17 protein-coding genes are annotated in these 15231 nt (G+C 55.2%); 8 read left to right on the top strand and 9 right to left on the bottom strand.

All coding sequences use genetic code 11. The annotated features are described in order from the left end of the window. Window positions 1-102: 102 nt before the first annotated feature. From sucC to DK507_RS08635, 5 genes are all read right to left on the bottom strand, one after another. A complete protein-coding gene (gene sucC, locus DK507_RS08655; protein ID WP_109355962.1) occupies window positions 103-1302 on the bottom strand; it encodes an ADP-forming succinate--CoA ligase subunit beta in 1200 nt (399 codons plus the stop codon). A 116-nt stretch (window positions 1303-1418) separates the two neighbouring features. Continuing rightward, complete coding sequence (locus DK507_RS08650) at window positions 1419-1946, bottom strand: GNAT family N-acetyltransferase (RefSeq protein WP_109355961.1); 528 nt, start codon at window positions 1944-1946, stop codon at window positions 1419-1421. A gap of 2 nt (window positions 1947-1948) precedes the next feature. Further along, the gene (locus DK507_RS08645; protein ID WP_109355960.1) at window positions 1949-2263 is read right to left on the bottom strand and encodes a hypothetical protein; all 315 of its coding nucleotides are present in this window, start codon (window positions 2261-2263) and stop codon (window positions 1949-1951) included. Continuing rightward, window positions 2260-2793 carry an inorganic diphosphatase gene (gene ppa, locus DK507_RS08640; RefSeq protein WP_109355959.1) on the bottom strand — a complete coding sequence of 178 codons (534 nt, stop codon included), beginning with the start codon at window positions 2791-2793 and terminating at the stop codon, window positions 2260-2262. The genes DK507_RS08645 and ppa overlap by 4 nt, the downstream gene beginning before the upstream one ends. Before the next feature lie 14 nt (window positions 2794-2807). After that, window positions 2808-4778 carry a M61 family metallopeptidase gene (locus tag DK507_RS08635; protein WP_109356236.1) on the bottom strand — a complete coding sequence of 657 codons (1971 nt, stop codon included), beginning with the start codon at window positions 4776-4778 and terminating at the stop codon, window positions 2808-2810. A 161-nt stretch (window positions 4779-4939) separates the two neighbouring features. On the opposite strand from DK507_RS08635, the gene hisS reads away from it, so the two are divergent. The 4 genes from hisS to DK507_RS08615 all read left to right on the top strand — a co-directional run bounded on the left by hisS (window position 4940) and on the right by DK507_RS08615 (window position 9094). Beyond that, window positions 4940-6271 carry a histidine--tRNA ligase gene (hisS, locus tag DK507_RS08630; protein ID WP_109355958.1) on the top strand — a complete coding sequence of 444 codons (1332 nt, stop codon included), beginning with the start codon at window positions 4940-4942 and terminating at the stop codon, window positions 6269-6271. Then, on the top strand, window positions 6268-7344 hold the full coding sequence (prfA, locus tag DK507_RS08625) for a peptide chain release factor 1 (RefSeq protein ID WP_109355957.1): 1077 nt from the start codon (window positions 6268-6270) through the stop codon (window positions 7342-7344). The genes hisS and prfA overlap by 4 nt, the downstream gene beginning before the upstream one ends. Then, window positions 7337-8182: a peptide chain release factor N(5)-glutamine methyltransferase gene (gene prmC, locus DK507_RS08620; protein ID WP_109355956.1), complete on the top strand. Its 846-nt coding sequence runs from the start codon at window positions 7337-7339 to the stop codon at window positions 8180-8182. The genes prfA and prmC overlap by 8 nt, the downstream gene beginning before the upstream one ends. Before the next feature lie 243 nt (window positions 8183-8425). Beyond that, window positions 8426-9094 (top strand): DUF4167 domain-containing protein, encoded by a 669-nt coding sequence (locus tag DK507_RS08615; protein ID WP_367889555.1) that lies wholly within the window; start codon window positions 8426-8428, stop codon window positions 9092-9094. A 1-nt stretch (window position 9095) separates the two neighbouring features. On the opposite strand, the gene DK507_RS08610 is transcribed toward DK507_RS08615, so the two are convergent. Then, window positions 9096-9845, bottom strand: coding sequence for a folate-binding protein YgfZ (locus tag DK507_RS08610; RefSeq protein WP_109355954.1), 750 nt, complete (start codon window positions 9843-9845; stop codon window positions 9096-9098). Between the two features lie 44 nt (window positions 9846-9889). Here DK507_RS08610 and pyrC point away from each other — a divergent pair, with 44 nt between their 5' ends. Continuing rightward, a complete protein-coding gene (gene pyrC / locus DK507_RS08605; protein ID WP_109355953.1) occupies window positions 9890-10936 on the top strand; it encodes a dihydroorotase in 1047 nt (348 codons plus the stop codon). Window positions 10937-10942: 6 nt separating this feature from the next. On the opposite strand, the gene rarD is transcribed toward pyrC, so the two are convergent. Together rarD and DK507_RS08590 are read right to left on the bottom strand one after the other, a co-directional pair. Beyond that, a complete protein-coding gene (gene rarD / locus DK507_RS08600; protein ID WP_109355952.1) occupies window positions 10943-11860 on the bottom strand; it encodes an EamA family transporter RarD in 918 nt (305 codons plus the stop codon). Window positions 11861-12123: 263 nt separating this feature from the next. After that, on the bottom strand, window positions 12124-12345 hold the full coding sequence (locus tag DK507_RS08590; RefSeq protein WP_109355950.1) for a hypothetical protein: 222 nt from the start codon (window positions 12343-12345) through the stop codon (window positions 12124-12126). Between the two features lie 88 nt (window positions 12346-12433). Between DK507_RS08590 and DK507_RS08585 the strand changes: the two genes are divergently transcribed. The 3 genes from DK507_RS08585 to DK507_RS08575 all read left to right on the top strand — a co-directional run bounded on the left by DK507_RS08585 (window position 12434) and on the right by DK507_RS08575 (window position 14333). Then, window positions 12434-12985, top strand: coding sequence for a GNAT family N-acetyltransferase (locus DK507_RS08585; RefSeq protein WP_109355949.1), 552 nt, complete (start codon window positions 12434-12436; stop codon window positions 12983-12985). Between the two features lie 37 nt (window positions 12986-13022). Next, window positions 13023-13460 (top strand): DUF1330 domain-containing protein, encoded by a 438-nt coding sequence (locus tag DK507_RS08580; protein ID WP_109355948.1) that lies wholly within the window; start codon window positions 13023-13025, stop codon window positions 13458-13460. 114 nt (window positions 13461-13574) lie between these two features. Continuing rightward, window positions 13575-14333 (top strand): hypothetical protein, encoded by a 759-nt coding sequence (locus DK507_RS08575; RefSeq protein ID WP_109355947.1) that lies wholly within the window; start codon window positions 13575-13577, stop codon window positions 14331-14333. A gap of 108 nt (window positions 14334-14441) precedes the next feature. On the opposite strand, the gene DK507_RS08570 is transcribed toward DK507_RS08575, so the two are convergent. Further along, the gene (locus DK507_RS08570; RefSeq protein ID WP_254054311.1) at window positions 14442-15206 is read right to left on the bottom strand and encodes an SDR family NAD(P)-dependent oxidoreductase; all 765 of its coding nucleotides are present in this window, start codon (window positions 15204-15206) and stop codon (window positions 14442-14444) included. Window positions 15207-15231: the final 25 nt, after the last annotated feature.

Below are 15231 nucleotides of genomic sequence, written 5' to 3'. Positions count from 1 at the left end.
GCTTTAGCTTACGTTCACGTAAACGTCAAATATCTATGTTGCGGCGCAGCATCATCATTTTTGAGGATGATGCCTAGCTGTACTTTGTGCCTATGCGGCGCTTCAGGCCGCGTCTTTCACTTGCGCAACAATTTTCTTCGCAGCATCGCCCAGATCATCGGCAGGGACAATCGGCAGACCACTATTTGCCAATATTTCCTTACCCTTGGTGACATTCGTGCCTTCCAACCGGACCACGAGCGGAACCGAGAGATCGACTTCTTTGGCCGCAGTGACGATACCTTCGGCGATGATGTCGCATTTCATGATACCGCCGAAGATATTGACCAAAATACCTTCTACAGCGGGGTCAGCGAGAATGATCTTGAACGCCGCGGTCACTTTTTCGGTGGTCGCGCCGCCGCCCACATCGAGGAAGTTTGCCGGGAATGCGCCGTTGAGCTTGATGATATCCATCGTCGCCATGGCAAGGCCCGCGCCATTGACCATGCACCCGATATTGCCGTCCAGTTTAATGTACGCGAGGTCAAATTTGGAAGCTTCGACTTCTGCCGGATCTTCCTCGGTCACATCGCGCAGTTCCATCAGGTTTGGGTGACGCATCAGGGCGTTGCCGTCGAAGCTCATTTTCGTATCGAGCACCAGCAGCTGCGCATCTTTGGTTTCCACGAGCGGGTTAATTTCCAGCATCTCGCAGTCCATATCGGTGAAAGCGGTATAAAGCTGCTTACCGAGTTTCTGCGCCTGCTTGTTGAGATCACCCGAAAGACCGAGAGCAAAAGCCATGGACCGGCCATGATGCGGCATGAATCCTTGCGCCGGGTCAATCGTGATCGTCTTGATTTTTTCCGGTGTGTTATGGGCAACATCTTCAATATCCATGCCGCCTTCGGTGGACACGATCATCGCGATCCGGCCGGTTGCCCGGTCCACAAGCATGGAGAGATAATATTCTTCGGCAATATCAACCCCGTCGGTGACATAGAGCCGGTTGACCTGCTTGCCTTCATCGCCAGTCTGGATGGTAACCAGCGTGTTGCCGAGCATTTCGGTGGCATTTTCGCGCACGGCATCGACCGATTTGGACAGACGTACGCCGCCGCTTGCATCCGAGCCCAATTCCTTGAACTTGCCTTTGCCGCGTCCACCAGCATGAATTTGCGCCTTCACCACATAGAGCGGTCCGGGCAGTTTTTCGGCCGCCGCGACAGCTTCGTCAACGGTCAGGGCTGCGTGGCCCGCAGGGATGCCGATGCCATATTTGGCGAGTTGTTCTTTGGCCTGATATTCATGGATGTTCATGGGACGATGCAGCGCCTTTCTTGTATCTTTGGTTAGCGAGTCTTGCGGAGGGCTAAAGCACAGTCAGGTAGGGATTTCCACCCCGATTTACGATAATATCCGGCGAAATCCGGCTATCACAAAGACAATTGCATCGCGCAGCGCCGCTCTATGGGCAGACCGCTGGCTTTTTCAGTCGCCAATACGGATTGGAGTCGCCCTGATTGCTGACTTTCTTCCAGCGTTTGGAAGCCCGTATTCTGATAGAATTGCTCGTTAAATGGCAGGTTGCGAAAGGTGGTCAGCGTAATCGTCGTGATTTTCTCGCGCCGCGCTTGATCCGTCAGGGCTTCTAGTAAGGCCCGGCCAATGCCGCGCTTTTGATGCTCCTGGTGTACGGATAGTTCCCAGATATGATATTCTTGATCAAATTGTTCGGCGGTCAGAAACCCTACCCGCTCTTGATCGGCCGTTTCGGCTACCCAGACCAGCCCTTGCTTTATCCGCTGAAGCTGCGCCTCTGCTGATAGGACATCATCGCTGTTGGCAATCCATTCAAGCCCGGGAACAGACAGAAAGGCTGATCCTGCTGATCTTTCAATAGCAGGCAAATGGTCCGCGTCCTCGGCCACAGCTTTTCGGCATCCGATTGGCTGTATATTCATGGTCATTTCACCGCGCAAACCAGTCCCGAAGAGGTCACGACACCCAGTATCTCAGGGTCCTGCAGCGCTTTGGTCCGCTTTACAAACTCATTGACGCTGATATCGCCGGGATCGCGCTTGCGCAGTTTGTCGAGGCGGCCGAGCTTGTCGATTTGTGCGTAGGACAGGCGATCCACCATCCGGTCTGCCATGCAGCTTGCAATCGGTTTGGACAGGCCTGCGCTCATTAAGCCATTGCGGACGCGGGTTTCCGGTGTTGTGCACGCGGCCAGACTGGCGATCAGCGCCAATCCGGCCACGAGATGCGTCGGGTTCATTTCTTTTCTTTGGCCAGTTCGATGGCGTCCAGCACGACTTTGCGAGCCTCTTCGGCATCACCCCATTTACCAACACGGACCCATTTTTCAGGTTCCAGGTCTTTGTAATGGGTAAAGAAATGTTCGATTTGCTGCATGACGATCTCGGGCAGGTCGCCGCCTTCTCCGATCGCGCGATAATAGGGGAAAGTCGCATCGATCGGGACGCAGAGCAGCTTTTCGTCACCGCCATGCTCGTCTTCCAGATTGAGCACAGCAATCGGGCGGCAACGCACTACACAGCCAGGCATGAAAGGCGAGCGCGCGACGACCAGCGCGTCCAGGGGATCGCCATCGGGGGACAAGGTATGCGGAATAAAACCGTAATTGGCGGGATAGCGCATCGGCGTATGCAGGATGCGGTCTACGAAAAGCGCGCCGGAGGCTTTGTCAAATTCATATTTGACCGGTTCACCGCCAACGGGGACTTCGATGATGACGTTCAGGCTTTCCGGCGGGTTATCGCCGATAGGAATCTGGGTGATGTCCATGGATTATGGTCCTACTATCTGGTTTTTGGCTTTAAAAGCCGGTCAATGCCCCCTTCAATTGCGTCACCCTCTTCCGTGGTTATTTTTTTCAGGTGCGGATAGCGAAGCCCACCGGAATAATCGACCATAAAATTGCTATATTGATCGTCATCCTTCGCAAAAATCTCGATTTTGTTCATTTGCCCGCGATTTTCCTCAATCGCCTGGGTTAGCATCTCACCGCTATAGGCCTTGCCATTGACTGCGGTGATGGTGAGACCGGTTTTCAAGCCAGCCTTAAATGCCGGACCATCCCACATGACTGCCTTCACCACACCCTTGTCGCTCATCACCATGCCAATACTGTGGCTGAGATCAATTTGCTTTCGGCGTTTGTCATTGGCTTGGATATAGTCGCTACGCGTGGCATCATAGACCAGCTTATACCCGCCAAGGGTCAAACCGTTTTTGGGTGCTTCTGTCGTCGGCTGGTAGACGCGCTGCTCGATAAACCCTGCCCAGTCATAGGGTTGAATGGCATTCAGAGTGTCTATGACATCTTCCAGCTCATAAGTGACCACGCCATAATCACCGTTTCTGCCCTTGAAGAAGCGGCGGGCGAAATTCTCGAGCGATTTCTTGTCGCCTGATTCGCGGCGAATAATGCCATCAACCTCCAGCCATATCAGCAGGCCTTCATTATAATAATCTTCCTGCCGCTGCCAGCTGCTCCACGGTTTTGGTTTGCGCGCGGCGATTATCGGATCATGGGTGGTGTCGATCAGCGGGCGCCATTGCCGCCCCACACGCCGGTCCATGCCCGCTGCAATAGCCGCAAAGGCGTCCAGCGTGTCCTGTTTTGAATAGAGCCCAGATCGGGCGCCGAGCACATAGCCCCAAAACTGGGTCTGCCCTTCATAGACCCATAGCAGATTGTCGCGCATCGGTTCGCGAAAATCAGGCGTCCACATGCCCGCCGGACGGCGATACTTGCCGTTCCAGGCGTGAACAACCTCATGCGGCAACAGGTTACGGCGGCCCGGCCCTTTTTTCCATTCGGTAAAATATTCCCGGTTCACACCATTTTCGGAAGACCGGTGATGTTCAATTCCGATACCGCCCATTTCTTCGGTCAGAGCGAGCAGGAAATCATACCGGTCATAGGGATGGGAACCAAACAGGCTTTCGGCTTCGCGCATCAGCTTGCTGTGCTTGGCAATGTGGGACTTTGCGGGCCTGAGATATTTCCCGTCATCGGCGACAATATTCAGGTGGGCACGGCGGCTTAGACGATAGGTTTGAAAATGCTTACCAGCAAAGACAGGGCTGTCGACCAAGGTGTCATAATCCGTCTTTTGATAGGCGACACGGTTGGTACCGGTTGATTTATCCTGCCTTGTTTTCGGCCGCATGGCGCTGGCTGCGCGCCAGCCGTCCGGATAGATGGCGGTCGCTTCCACCGGGATCTGGCGAACATAATGGCCAGCGGGATAGAGCGACACCTGATGCCAGCGCAGGTTCAGCATCGATGGCGCCATCACGACACGGCCCTGACTTGCTGTCGTGGCGGAAGTGAACTGGAACCGCGCTTCAATTTCCTCTATCCCGGGCGGAATATCGATATGAAATGCATAGACATCGACATCATCGCGTACCCAGGCTAAATCTGTTTTGTCTGCTAAAATGCGCAGCCCGGCCAGCTTTTCAATCTCTCCCCGCGGCGCATGATTACCGGGCAGCCATTCAGGGTAAAGCAGCGTTAGGCGCTTTAGTCCGGAGACTGGAATAAACTGTTGGACCTTGAACACACCCTGTTTGTTATCGCGCGCATCGACAATCAGGCGCATGGTGCCGGGAAATGGGATATCCTGCGCTTTCGGGATTGTTTCTTCCGGCGCGGTATAAACCGGTTTGCTCAGATTGTCCGGCATTGCGGCTGAGGCAGTGTTGAGGGGCGAAACAACGGAAAGGGCCGAAACCAGGCCCAAAAGTGCAACCAGACGCATACTAATTTTATCCCCGTAGATTATCGCCAAGTCTGAATGGCGGGTTTTGGCGGCTTCGTCCAGAGGGTGGATAAGAAAAGCACCAATATAAACAATAGAAACAAGCCATCTTTCGCTTTTGCGCAGCACCGGCTAAAGCGCGCTCAAGACAAAGGGCAAATATGGCAAAGATACAAACACCGCAACCGGTACGCGGTACGCAGGATATATTTGGCGAAGACCAGGAGCGTTTCCAGCATGTGGCGGAGACGTTTGAACGCGTGCGACGCCTTTACGGGTTCAAGGGGGTGCAAATGCCGGTGTTTGAGCCAACGGCGGTTTTTGCCCGTTCGCTGGGCGAAACCACCGATGTTGTGTCAAAGGAAATGTATAGCTTTGAGGATCGCGGCGGCGACAGCCTGACCCTGCGTCCGGAATTTACCGCCGGAATTTCACGTGCTTTCCTGACCAATGGCTGGCAGCAGCATGCTCCGATGAAATTGTCCACCCACGGCCCGCTATTTCGCTACGAGCGTCCACAAAAGGGTCGCTATCGCCAGTTTCACCAGCTCGATGCCGAGATTATCGGTGCCGGTGAGGCGGCGGCGGATGTCGAATTGCTCTGTTTTGCGGATCAGCTTTTGAAAGAGCTGGGCATCTCGGACGGTGTGACCTTACAGCTTAATACCCTGGGTGACGCGGAAAGTCGCGATGCATGGCGCGATGCGCTGGTCAAGCATTTTCAGGCGAACAAGGCCGATCTGTCCCAGGACAGTCAGGACCGGCTGGAACGCAATCCGCTGCGCATCCTCGACAGCAAAGAGCGCCAGGACCGCCCGATTGCCGACAGCGCGCCGGAGATTGACGCCTATCTGTCGGATGAGGCGAAGGAGTTTTTCGGGCAGGTGACCGAGGGGCTCGATGCTTGCGGCGTAGCATGGGAACGCAACAGCCGATTGGTGCGCGGGCTCGACTATTATCGTCATACCGCGTTTGAGTTTGTTACCGACCGGTTGGGCGCGCAGGGTACAGTGCTGGCCGGTGGGCGTTATGACGGTTTGATTGAATCGCTGGGCGGACCTGCGACACCGGCTGTTGGCTGGGCCGCGGGGATTGAGCGGCTCGGGATGTTGCTGGATGAGGCCATACCTGATCCCGTGGAACTGGCCATCTTGCCCATGGGGGATGATGCGATAATGAAGGCCTTGTCGGTAGCGAGTGAAATGCGCAGCTCACAATTTTCTGCTGAAATATTTGCCCGCGGTAAATTCAAAAAACGGATGGCGCGTGCCAATCAGGTTGGCGCGCTTGCTGCGATCATCATAGGCGAAGATGAATTGGCATCAGGCAAAGTGCAGTTTAAAAATCTGGCCACTGGCGAGCAAAACGAGCTCGAATTGGCGGATGTTACCGAAAAGATGTGGGACCTCAGATTCTCTGAGGATCTGGACAATTTTGAGTCTCATCTGGATGATCTGGAACAAGAAGTTGCACAATCGGGAGAGGGTGATTGACCACCATTACACCCCAACGCATCGCCCAGATCGAAGCGCGCTTTGCCGAGCTGCAGGCGATGATGGCGTCTGGCAATCTCGATGGTGATAAGTTTGTCGAGGTTTCCAAGGAATATGCCGAGATCGAACCGGTAGCCGAGGCTGCGGCCGAGGTTCAGCGCCTGCGAGACGAGCAGACGGGGCTGGAAGAAATGCTCGCCGGTGATGATGCCGAGATGAAGGCCATGGCCGCCGATGAAGTCGATGACGTCAAGAAAGCGCTGGAAAAAGCCGAACATGCGCTGGCGCTGAAACTCTTGCCGCGGGACAGCGCCGATGATCGCCCCGCGATGCTTGAAATTCGCGCCGGTACCGGTGGTGATGAAGCAGCGCTTTTTGCGGGCGATCTCTATCGGATGTACAGTCGATTTGCCGATGAGCAGGGCTGGAAGGTTGAGCTGATCTCGGCCAATGCGTCGGAAGTCGGTGGGTTCAAGGAAGTGGTTGCGAATATCAATGGCAAGGGCGTGTTCGCCAAGCTGAAATTCGAATCCGGTGTGCACCGCGTGCAGCGCGTACCCGAAACGGAAAGCGGCGGGCGGATTCATACATCGGCGGCGACAGTGGCGATTCTACCGGAACCCGAGGAAGTTGATATCGACATCCGTTCCGAAGACCTTCGCATTGATACCTATCGGGCGAGCGGCGCGGGCGGGCAGCATGTCAACAAGACTGACAGCGCGATTCGTATCACTCATTTGCCCACCGGATTGGTGGTGCAATGTCAGGATGGCAAGTCGCAGCACAAGAACAAGGCGCAAGCGATGAAAGTGCTGGCCGCGCGGCTCTATGAGCAGGAACGTGATGCCGTGCAGAGCGAGGAAGCGGAAGCGCGCAAATCGATGGTTGGTTCCGGCGACCGTTCCGAACGCATCCGTACCTATAATTACCCCCAAGGCCGGGTTACCGATCATCGGATCAACCTGACGCTGCACAAGCTGCCCGAAATTGTCGAAGGCGGAGGACTGGGCGAGATGGTCGATGCGCTGATCGCCGAAGATGAGGCCAGCCGTCTCGCCAATCTGGATGGCTGACATCGCTGCGGTATTGCGAAACGCGGCGCAGGCTCTGGGATCGGTCAGCGATACGCCGCGTCTCGATGCAGAATTGCTGATGGCGCATCTTTTGGGGATCGATCGGGAGCAGTTGCTGCTGGATTTGCCAAAGCTGACCGTTCCGGAAGGTTTTGCAGAACTGCTGGAGCGCCGCAAAGCGCACGAACCCGTAGCGCATATCATTGGTGAGCGGGAGTTCTGGAGCCTGCCGTTTCATGTCAGTCCCGATGTCCTGATTCCCCGTCCCGATAGCGAAATTCTGATCGAAACAGCTGTGCAGATCGGCAAGATTCATCCACCGGCACGCATATTGGATCTCGGGACAGGAAGCGGGGCGCTGTTGCTTGCCACATTGTCCGAATTTCCAGAAGCGCAGGGCGTGGGAATGGATGCCAGCGCTCCGGCTTTGGCGGTCGCTCATAACAATGCTGATCGCCTGCGACTCAGCGATCGGGCGCATTTTATATTGCAGGACTGGACAGCAGTGGGCTGGACACAGTTCCTGAACGGGCGGTTTGATCTGATTCTTGCGAATCCGCCCTATGTATCAACCAAGGCTGAATTATCCCGCGAAGTGGCTGACTTTGAGCCCCATCAGGCGTTATTTGCCGGCGCGCAAGGCATGGATGATTATGAAATCATCATTCCGGCGTTGGTGGAGCTATTGTCCGAAAACGGCACCGCGCTTCTGGAAATAGGTTTTGATCAGGCGGAGCCGGTGACAAAACTGGCTGAAAAAAACGGCTATATTGTTGAATGCAAACAGGATTTGGGTGGTAATGACAGGCTTCTCGTCCTGCGACGGCGCACCGGTTGATAAAAATCACTTGGATTTGGCTTATGAAGGCGCTAAGGATGTTTCAGGCCCGGATGATTTCTGGCAATTTCCCTAAAATCGCTGGCCTACCCCCATATAGATAATATTGCTGATGTCCGGCGATCTTTTATCTTCTTTGGGTTGCTGCGGATCATGTGATCGGCGGCACGGGCACTGCCTTTGTGGCAGTAAAATAACAGGAAAGACCGAGTTTATTAACGGTATAAGGACACCCAGAATTTGATGAATAATCGTCAGGCCGGCGGCCGTCGCCGTGGCCGGAACAACAATAATCGCAATCAGGGCAACCGCGGTGGCGGCGGTATGGACCGGGAAAACCGGATCGACAACCGCGCACGTGGCAATGCAGCCCAGATGCTGGATAAATATAAGAAAATGGCGCAGGATGCCCAGGTGAATGGCGACCGCGTCAATGCCGAATATTATCATCAATTTGCCGACCATTATTTCCGGGTGAACGCAGACAGCCAGGCGCGCCGCGAAGAGCAGCGATTGGCCCGCGAGGAACAACGAAACCAGAATAATGATCGCAATGACACTGCCGATGACACTGCCGATCAGGATGATCGCGGACGTCCGCAGCGCGGACGCCGACCCAAGGCGGATGATCAACCGGAAAAAGCAGCCGGTTCAGACGGTCAGGATGCTGTGGACGCGCCAGCTGAGAAAAAGCCTGTCCGTGCGCGCCGCCCGCGCAAACCAGCTGCAGAAGCCGCAGAAGCCAATGGCGAATCAAATGGTCTGGATGCCAGCGCTTTGCCTCCTGCCATTTCGATCAAATCGGATGATAGCGCTGATGGCGATGCTGAGAAAAAACCGGTTCGCAAGCGCCGGACAGTAAAAGCCAAGGCGGCGGAAGCCGAAGCACCGTCGGAAGGTGACGCAGCCTAAGTCACTCTGACTTTTCGGTTAAGGCACTATTGAGCCATCCCGGCAAATCCAGCCCGTCAAGATCGTCAACGCGGCGATGTTCGATGGACAGTCCAAGATCGGGATAGGCCACGCGCTGACGCTTTTCGTCGACCTGATCCAGCGGCACTACGACAAGACGGCGGTTTATCTTTTGCCGATAGTTCATCCGCGCCGTGTTTTCCTGCCCAACATAGCAGCCCTTGGTAAAGCTGACGCCGTTCAGTTCGGTCGCATTGCATTCCAGCCACAGGGTTTTGTCGCTACCCAGTTCTTCCTGGCCTTCGGTCACACCGAGCGAAAGACGATGCGCCTTATAAGCAGAATCGGCGCTTTCGTCTTTCTGACTGTCGTCCAGCCAGCGATGACCAAGAGCCATGAGTCGCGGATCAGTCGGCTTTCCGGCGGCATCACGGGACCAGTGTACGGTGATGGCTTCGTCCATCTCGATCACGATCTTCCGGCGCAGGCGATAGAGTTTCAGGCGCTTCGCCAGCGCTTCGGCATGCTCCTTTTCACAGTCGATCAGGATGTCATCACCATCGGCCCACAGGAAAAAGTCGAACAGTGTTTTGCCCTGGGCCGTAAGCAAGGCCGCCCATTGCGGGGCGTCCGGCTGAACGGCCTGCATATCCTGTGTGACAAGGCCCTGCAGGAATTCCCGGCAGTCTTCGCTATCATGGCTAGCAGATATGCGGATCACCGCGCGTTCATTTAGTCTGGTTTCGGTCATGCAGATTAGGTAGGGACGCTCAGCGTTAAAAGAAAGCCCGAACCATGAATCAATCGCCCGACCAGATTACCATCCGCCAGCCGGATGACTGGCATGTCCATCTGCGTGATGGCGATATGCTGCGGTCAGTGGCCAGCTACACGGCGCGGCAGTTTGCCCGGGCCATTGTCATGCCCAACCTGTCGCCGCCGGTAACGGACAGCGCCAGTGCGGCGGCGTATCGGGAACGGATTTTGGCGGCGGTCCCGGATAACCCGGCGTTCACGCCACTGATGACATGCTACCTGACGGATACATCTGATGCCGATGATATGGCACAGGGATTTGAAGACGGTATTTTCACCGCCGCCAAGCTTTATCCCGCCAATGCGACGACCAACAGCGCCCATGGTGTTACTGATGTTGCCAATATCATGCCGGTGCTGGAGCGGATGCAGGATATCGGCATGCCGCTATTGATCCACGGTGAAGTTACCGATGCGGATGTGGATGTTTTTGACCGCGAAGCAGTGTTTATCGACCGCACTCTGTCGAAAATCGTCTCGCAGTTACCCGAACTGAAAGTGGTGTTCGAGCATATCACCACCGCCGATGCGGTGGATTTCGTAAACGCCGCGGGTCCCAATGTTGGCGCGACGATCACACCGCAACATCTTCACATCAATCGCAATGCCATGTTTCAGGGCGGGATTCGCCCGCACGCCTATTGCCTGCCGGTGGCCAAGCGCGAACAGCACCGACTGGCTTTGCGTAAAGCGGCGACGTCGGGATCGGCGAAATATTTCCTCGGCACGGACAGCGCGCCGCATGAAATTCACGCCAAGGAATCAGCCTGCGGCTGTGCCGGTATCTTCAACGCGCCCTATGCGCTGGAAAGCTATGCCACGGTTTTTGAGGAAGAAGGTGCGCTGGGCAAGCTGGAAGGTTTTGCGTCTGAACATGGCCCCAATTTTTATGGCCTGCCGCTCAACGAAGGCACCGTCACTTTGAAACGATCCGCGATCACAGTGCCGGACAATATCGAAGCGGGAGGGGCGACAATCGTACCTTTTCACGCCGGACAAGAACTGCGTTGGCAAATTGTCGGGTAAGGGGACCTAGGTCGCAGCCGTTTTCTTGCTGGCGCCGCCGAAAATCGCGTCGGCGGAGAATATCGCAAGGCTGATCCAGATCAGGATGAAGCAGATGATATGCGATGTCGTGAGCGGCTCGCGATAGAGCAATACCCCAATCAGAAACTGCAGCGTCGGCGCAATATATTGCGTTAATCCGATGGTGCTGAGCTTCATTTTCTTTACGGCGGCAGCAAACAGCATCAGCGGCGTGGCTGTGACTATTGCACCGCCAAGCAGCAGTATATCGATGGTGAGATTGTCACCAAGATGCGTGGTTGTGGTCGGCGTTGTGGTACCAAAAGTGATCCAGCCGATGAACAGCAGGAACGGCAAAAGCAGATAGCTGGTCTCGACAGTCAGTCCAACGATTGGGCCGACATCGGTCATTTTGCGGACCAAGCCATATAATCCCCATGACCCTGCCAGTGCGAGACTGATCCACAGGGTCTGCCATGCCTCCATCGCGAGGATGGAAACGCCAATGGCGGCTATGCCGACAGCGATCCACTGATTACGACTCAGCTTTTCCTTAAGGAAGATGTTAGCGAGAAAAACGCTGAGCAATGGGCTGATGAAATAGCCGAGGCTGGCTGCGAGAATGTGGTCTTCCTGAATGGCCCAGACATAGACGAGCCAGTTAACGGTAATGAGCAGGGCGGTCGCCAGCAAGGGCCCACGTATTTTTGGTTCTGCCCAAGCGATGCGCAGACCGGATAGATTTTTACGGAAATAGAGGATGATCAAAAGGACCGGCACCGACCAGACAATCCGGTGGGCGACGACCTCAAGCGGGGCAACGCTCTCTAACAGTTTGAAATAGATCGGCATTACGCCCCAGATAATGCAAGCAAGAAATGCCTGTAAGAGCCCCAGTCGGCTGGTGGATGCTTGGCCCGTCATAGCATAGCGCCTAGGCCTCGGCCGATGGAGTGGCAATATAAATTAGCTTGGGCTGCTGATAAATTAGCTGTCCTACAGGACCACGATTGGGTTATAATCCGTACTATGGATATGACGCGATCTTATTGGATATTTCCGGTTACGGGCCAGCTCGCCCTGCAGAAGGCTCGGCTCTGCAGAATTTCGCCCCTTTTCCGCGTATAATTTGTCGCCTTTTGCGGGCGGCTTTTCAATTGTGCGGCCGCTGACGCAAAGACGGGGGATCAGATAATCCCGCCACCTATCCACAAGCGAAAGGCACAGATGCACATGACGATCAGGCAGAAATACATGCCGCTGCTGCGGGATGAAATCAGACCGAACAAAGCGCCAACGCCAGCAATGGGTAAAATCAGCCAGTTGGTCCAGCCGAGAAGTGGAACAAGTCCGACAAAAGCCAATATGAGGGCGATGCCGCCGATGAGTATAGAAATTAGATTAGCCATAACTGTATTATAGGTATAGTGCACCGGTTTTGCAAGTGTTTCTATGGAGATAAGCCTAGGATAACAGGGCGTTTAAGGGAGGAAGACCATGGATATCAATGAAATCAGGATAGAAACCGAACGCCTGATAATGCGGCCACCCAATGCTGATGATTTTGATGCATGGGCGGCGTTTCACGCAGATGAAGCGACCATGACCTATCTTGGCAGCGTGCAAAGCCGTGCGGAAAGCTGGCGGGGTCTGTGTGCCATGGTTGGTGCGTGGCACGTGCGCGGCTATGCGATGTTCTCGCTCATCCTGAAAGACAGCAATCAATGGATCGGCCGAATCGGTCCCTGGTATCCCGATGGCTGGCCCGGCACGGAAGTGGGGTGGGGCGTGGCCCCGGAATATGCTGGCAAAGGCTATGCGCTGGAAGCGGCAGTGGCGAGCATGAACTATGCAGTGGATGAGCTGGGCTGGAACGATATCTGTCATACGATTGATCCTGAGAACCTCGCTTCGATAAAATTGGCCGAACGGGTCGGTTCAACCAATCGCGGTCCGACAAAGCTGCCCGCTCCCTATCAGGATGCGCGGGTTGACGACTGGGGGCAATCGCGTGAACAGTGGCTGGAGAACAGAAAGCAGTTTCAATGAGCTGCGAAGGAACAAGAGCATGAGGGAGAGCATTTAAATGGCTGAAGACAGATATCTGGATCCGACGCGGGAACATTTTGATGCATTCAAGGCGCTGCCCCGCGATGTGCCGATCAACATGCTCAACCTGCTGCGTTTCCATGAGCATGCCCAGTATCCTGAAGATCATCCCAATGCTGCGCACGGCTGGAGCGGTGCGCGTGCCTATGAAGAATATGGCAAGACGAGCGGGCCGATTTTCAAACGGGTCGGCGGGACGATCATCTGGCGCGGCAAGATGGAAGCCATGGTCATCGGCCCCGATGACAAGCAGTGGGATAGCTCTTTCATTGCCCGCTATCCGAATAGCGGCGCGTTTCTGGAGATGGTCACGGATCCGGAATATCAAAAAGCGGTTATCAACCGGCAGGCGGCTGTCCTGACGTCCAGACTCATCCGATTCGGGGAAATTGACGGGCCGGACGAGTTTGGTTGAGAATCCCGATTTGGGACAGGCGGTTAACGGAAGATTGGCGGTTTAACCATATTTCCTAACAGAAAATTAACGCTTTTTGGTGCAATTGTTCGGGCATATTCAGGAGCATATTGCATGACACACCTATCCCGTTCCCTCTTGCTGACAGCCACGGCATTTACTTTGCCGTTGACCTTGGCTGCCTGCGGAAGCAACGAAGGCAATGAAGCGGAACTGGCAGAGCTGGACGATAATCTGACGGCGGATCCGGCGATGAATGATGCTCTGGAAGACCAGATTTTAGTTGATCCTGATCTTACCGATCAGGCAAATACCAACGCGATCCGCGGTGCCAATGGCGCGATTGATGGCAAAGTCCCGCCAGAGGGCGGCAAGGCTTATGCTACCGCCCAGTTTGAAGGCAAGATGCTGAGCGCGCCCAAGCCGCGCAACATGACATCGGACGACGAATGCACCAGCTGTGCCGGTTCAGAAGGCATAACTCTGGGAGCGAAGGCCGAGGCGCAGGCCGCACAGCGCGGCAAAGGCACATGTGACCAGAAATTGAGCTATGATATGGGCTGGGCCAACCGGATGCCACCGGAGTTCCCGGTTTATCCCAAGGCCAATGTCAAGGAAGCAGCTGGCGTTGAAGGCGGACTATGCGATATTCGCGTGGTCAGCTTCTCTACCGCCAGTCCGATCAAAAATGTCGTCGATTATTATTACACCCAGGCCAAACGTGGCGGCTATAGCGCGGAATATCTGCTGCGCGGCAGCGAACATGTATTGGGCGGAACCCGCGGCAATGATGATGGTGCTTTTGTCATCACGTTAAACAAGCGGTCCGGCGGTGGAACGGTAGTTGATATCGTTGCCAATAACGGGCGCTAAGATACAAAGAAATTACCGCGAATAAATTACTGGCGCCAGATTTTCGCATTTCACATATCTGGCACAGGAAGGGGCGGCTTCGGCGGCCCCTTTTTCTATGGGGCAGGCTTACTCGCGATAGCTGCCGCCGCCGTCGACGGTAATGTCATTTGCAGTAGTGAAGCTGCTCGCATCACTTGCCAGCCAAAGCATAGCATCGGCGACTTCCGTGGCTAGTCCGACCCGGTTTATTGGATGGTTGCGGTTAAACACCTCCACCGCCTCGTCATGCGGTCCGGGATAGGCGGCAAGATAGCGTTGATACATCGGTGTATCAATCGCGCCAGGATGAACAGTGTTGACCCTCACCGGGTATTTCTCTGCGGCGCAATGCAATGCCAAGGATTTACTGAGCGAGGTAACTGCTGCCTTGCTGGCGCAATAGGCGGCAAATTGCGCGCCTGGCCGCATGGCCAGCATCGACCCGATATTGACGATAGTGCCGTCTTCGCCGCTTTCAATTATGGCGGGCAATCCTACGCGGCAGCCATTGAACGTGCCGTGCAGGTTGATGTCGATAGTGCGGTTCCAGCTGTCGAGATCAACTTCGTCCACTGATCCGGGCTCGGAAATACCCGCGACGTTGAAAAGGGTCGTGATCTTGCCGAATTTGGCCTTGGTCGCGGCTACCGCCGCCTCCCATTGGTCCAGATTACGGACGTCCAGCTCCACAGCTGCGGCGCGTTCGCCCAGTGCCTTTGCATGGGCCTCGGCTTTTTCCAGCTGGATATCGCCAAGCATGACAGACCCGCCTTCTTCGACAAACCGCTGCGCGGCTGTGCCACCAATGCCTTCAGCGCCGCCGGAAATCAGCGCAACTTTCCCGTCCATCATCCCCATAATCTCTGCCCTTTATCTA

The sequence above is a fragment of the Sphingorhabdus sp. EL138 genome (assembly GCF_900258045.1).
GTDB lineage: Bacteria > Pseudomonadota > Alphaproteobacteria > Sphingomonadales > Sphingomonadaceae > Parasphingorhabdus.
Note: the sequence above shows the minus strand (reverse complement) of the source record. Positions and strands in the feature narration are given on the sequence as shown.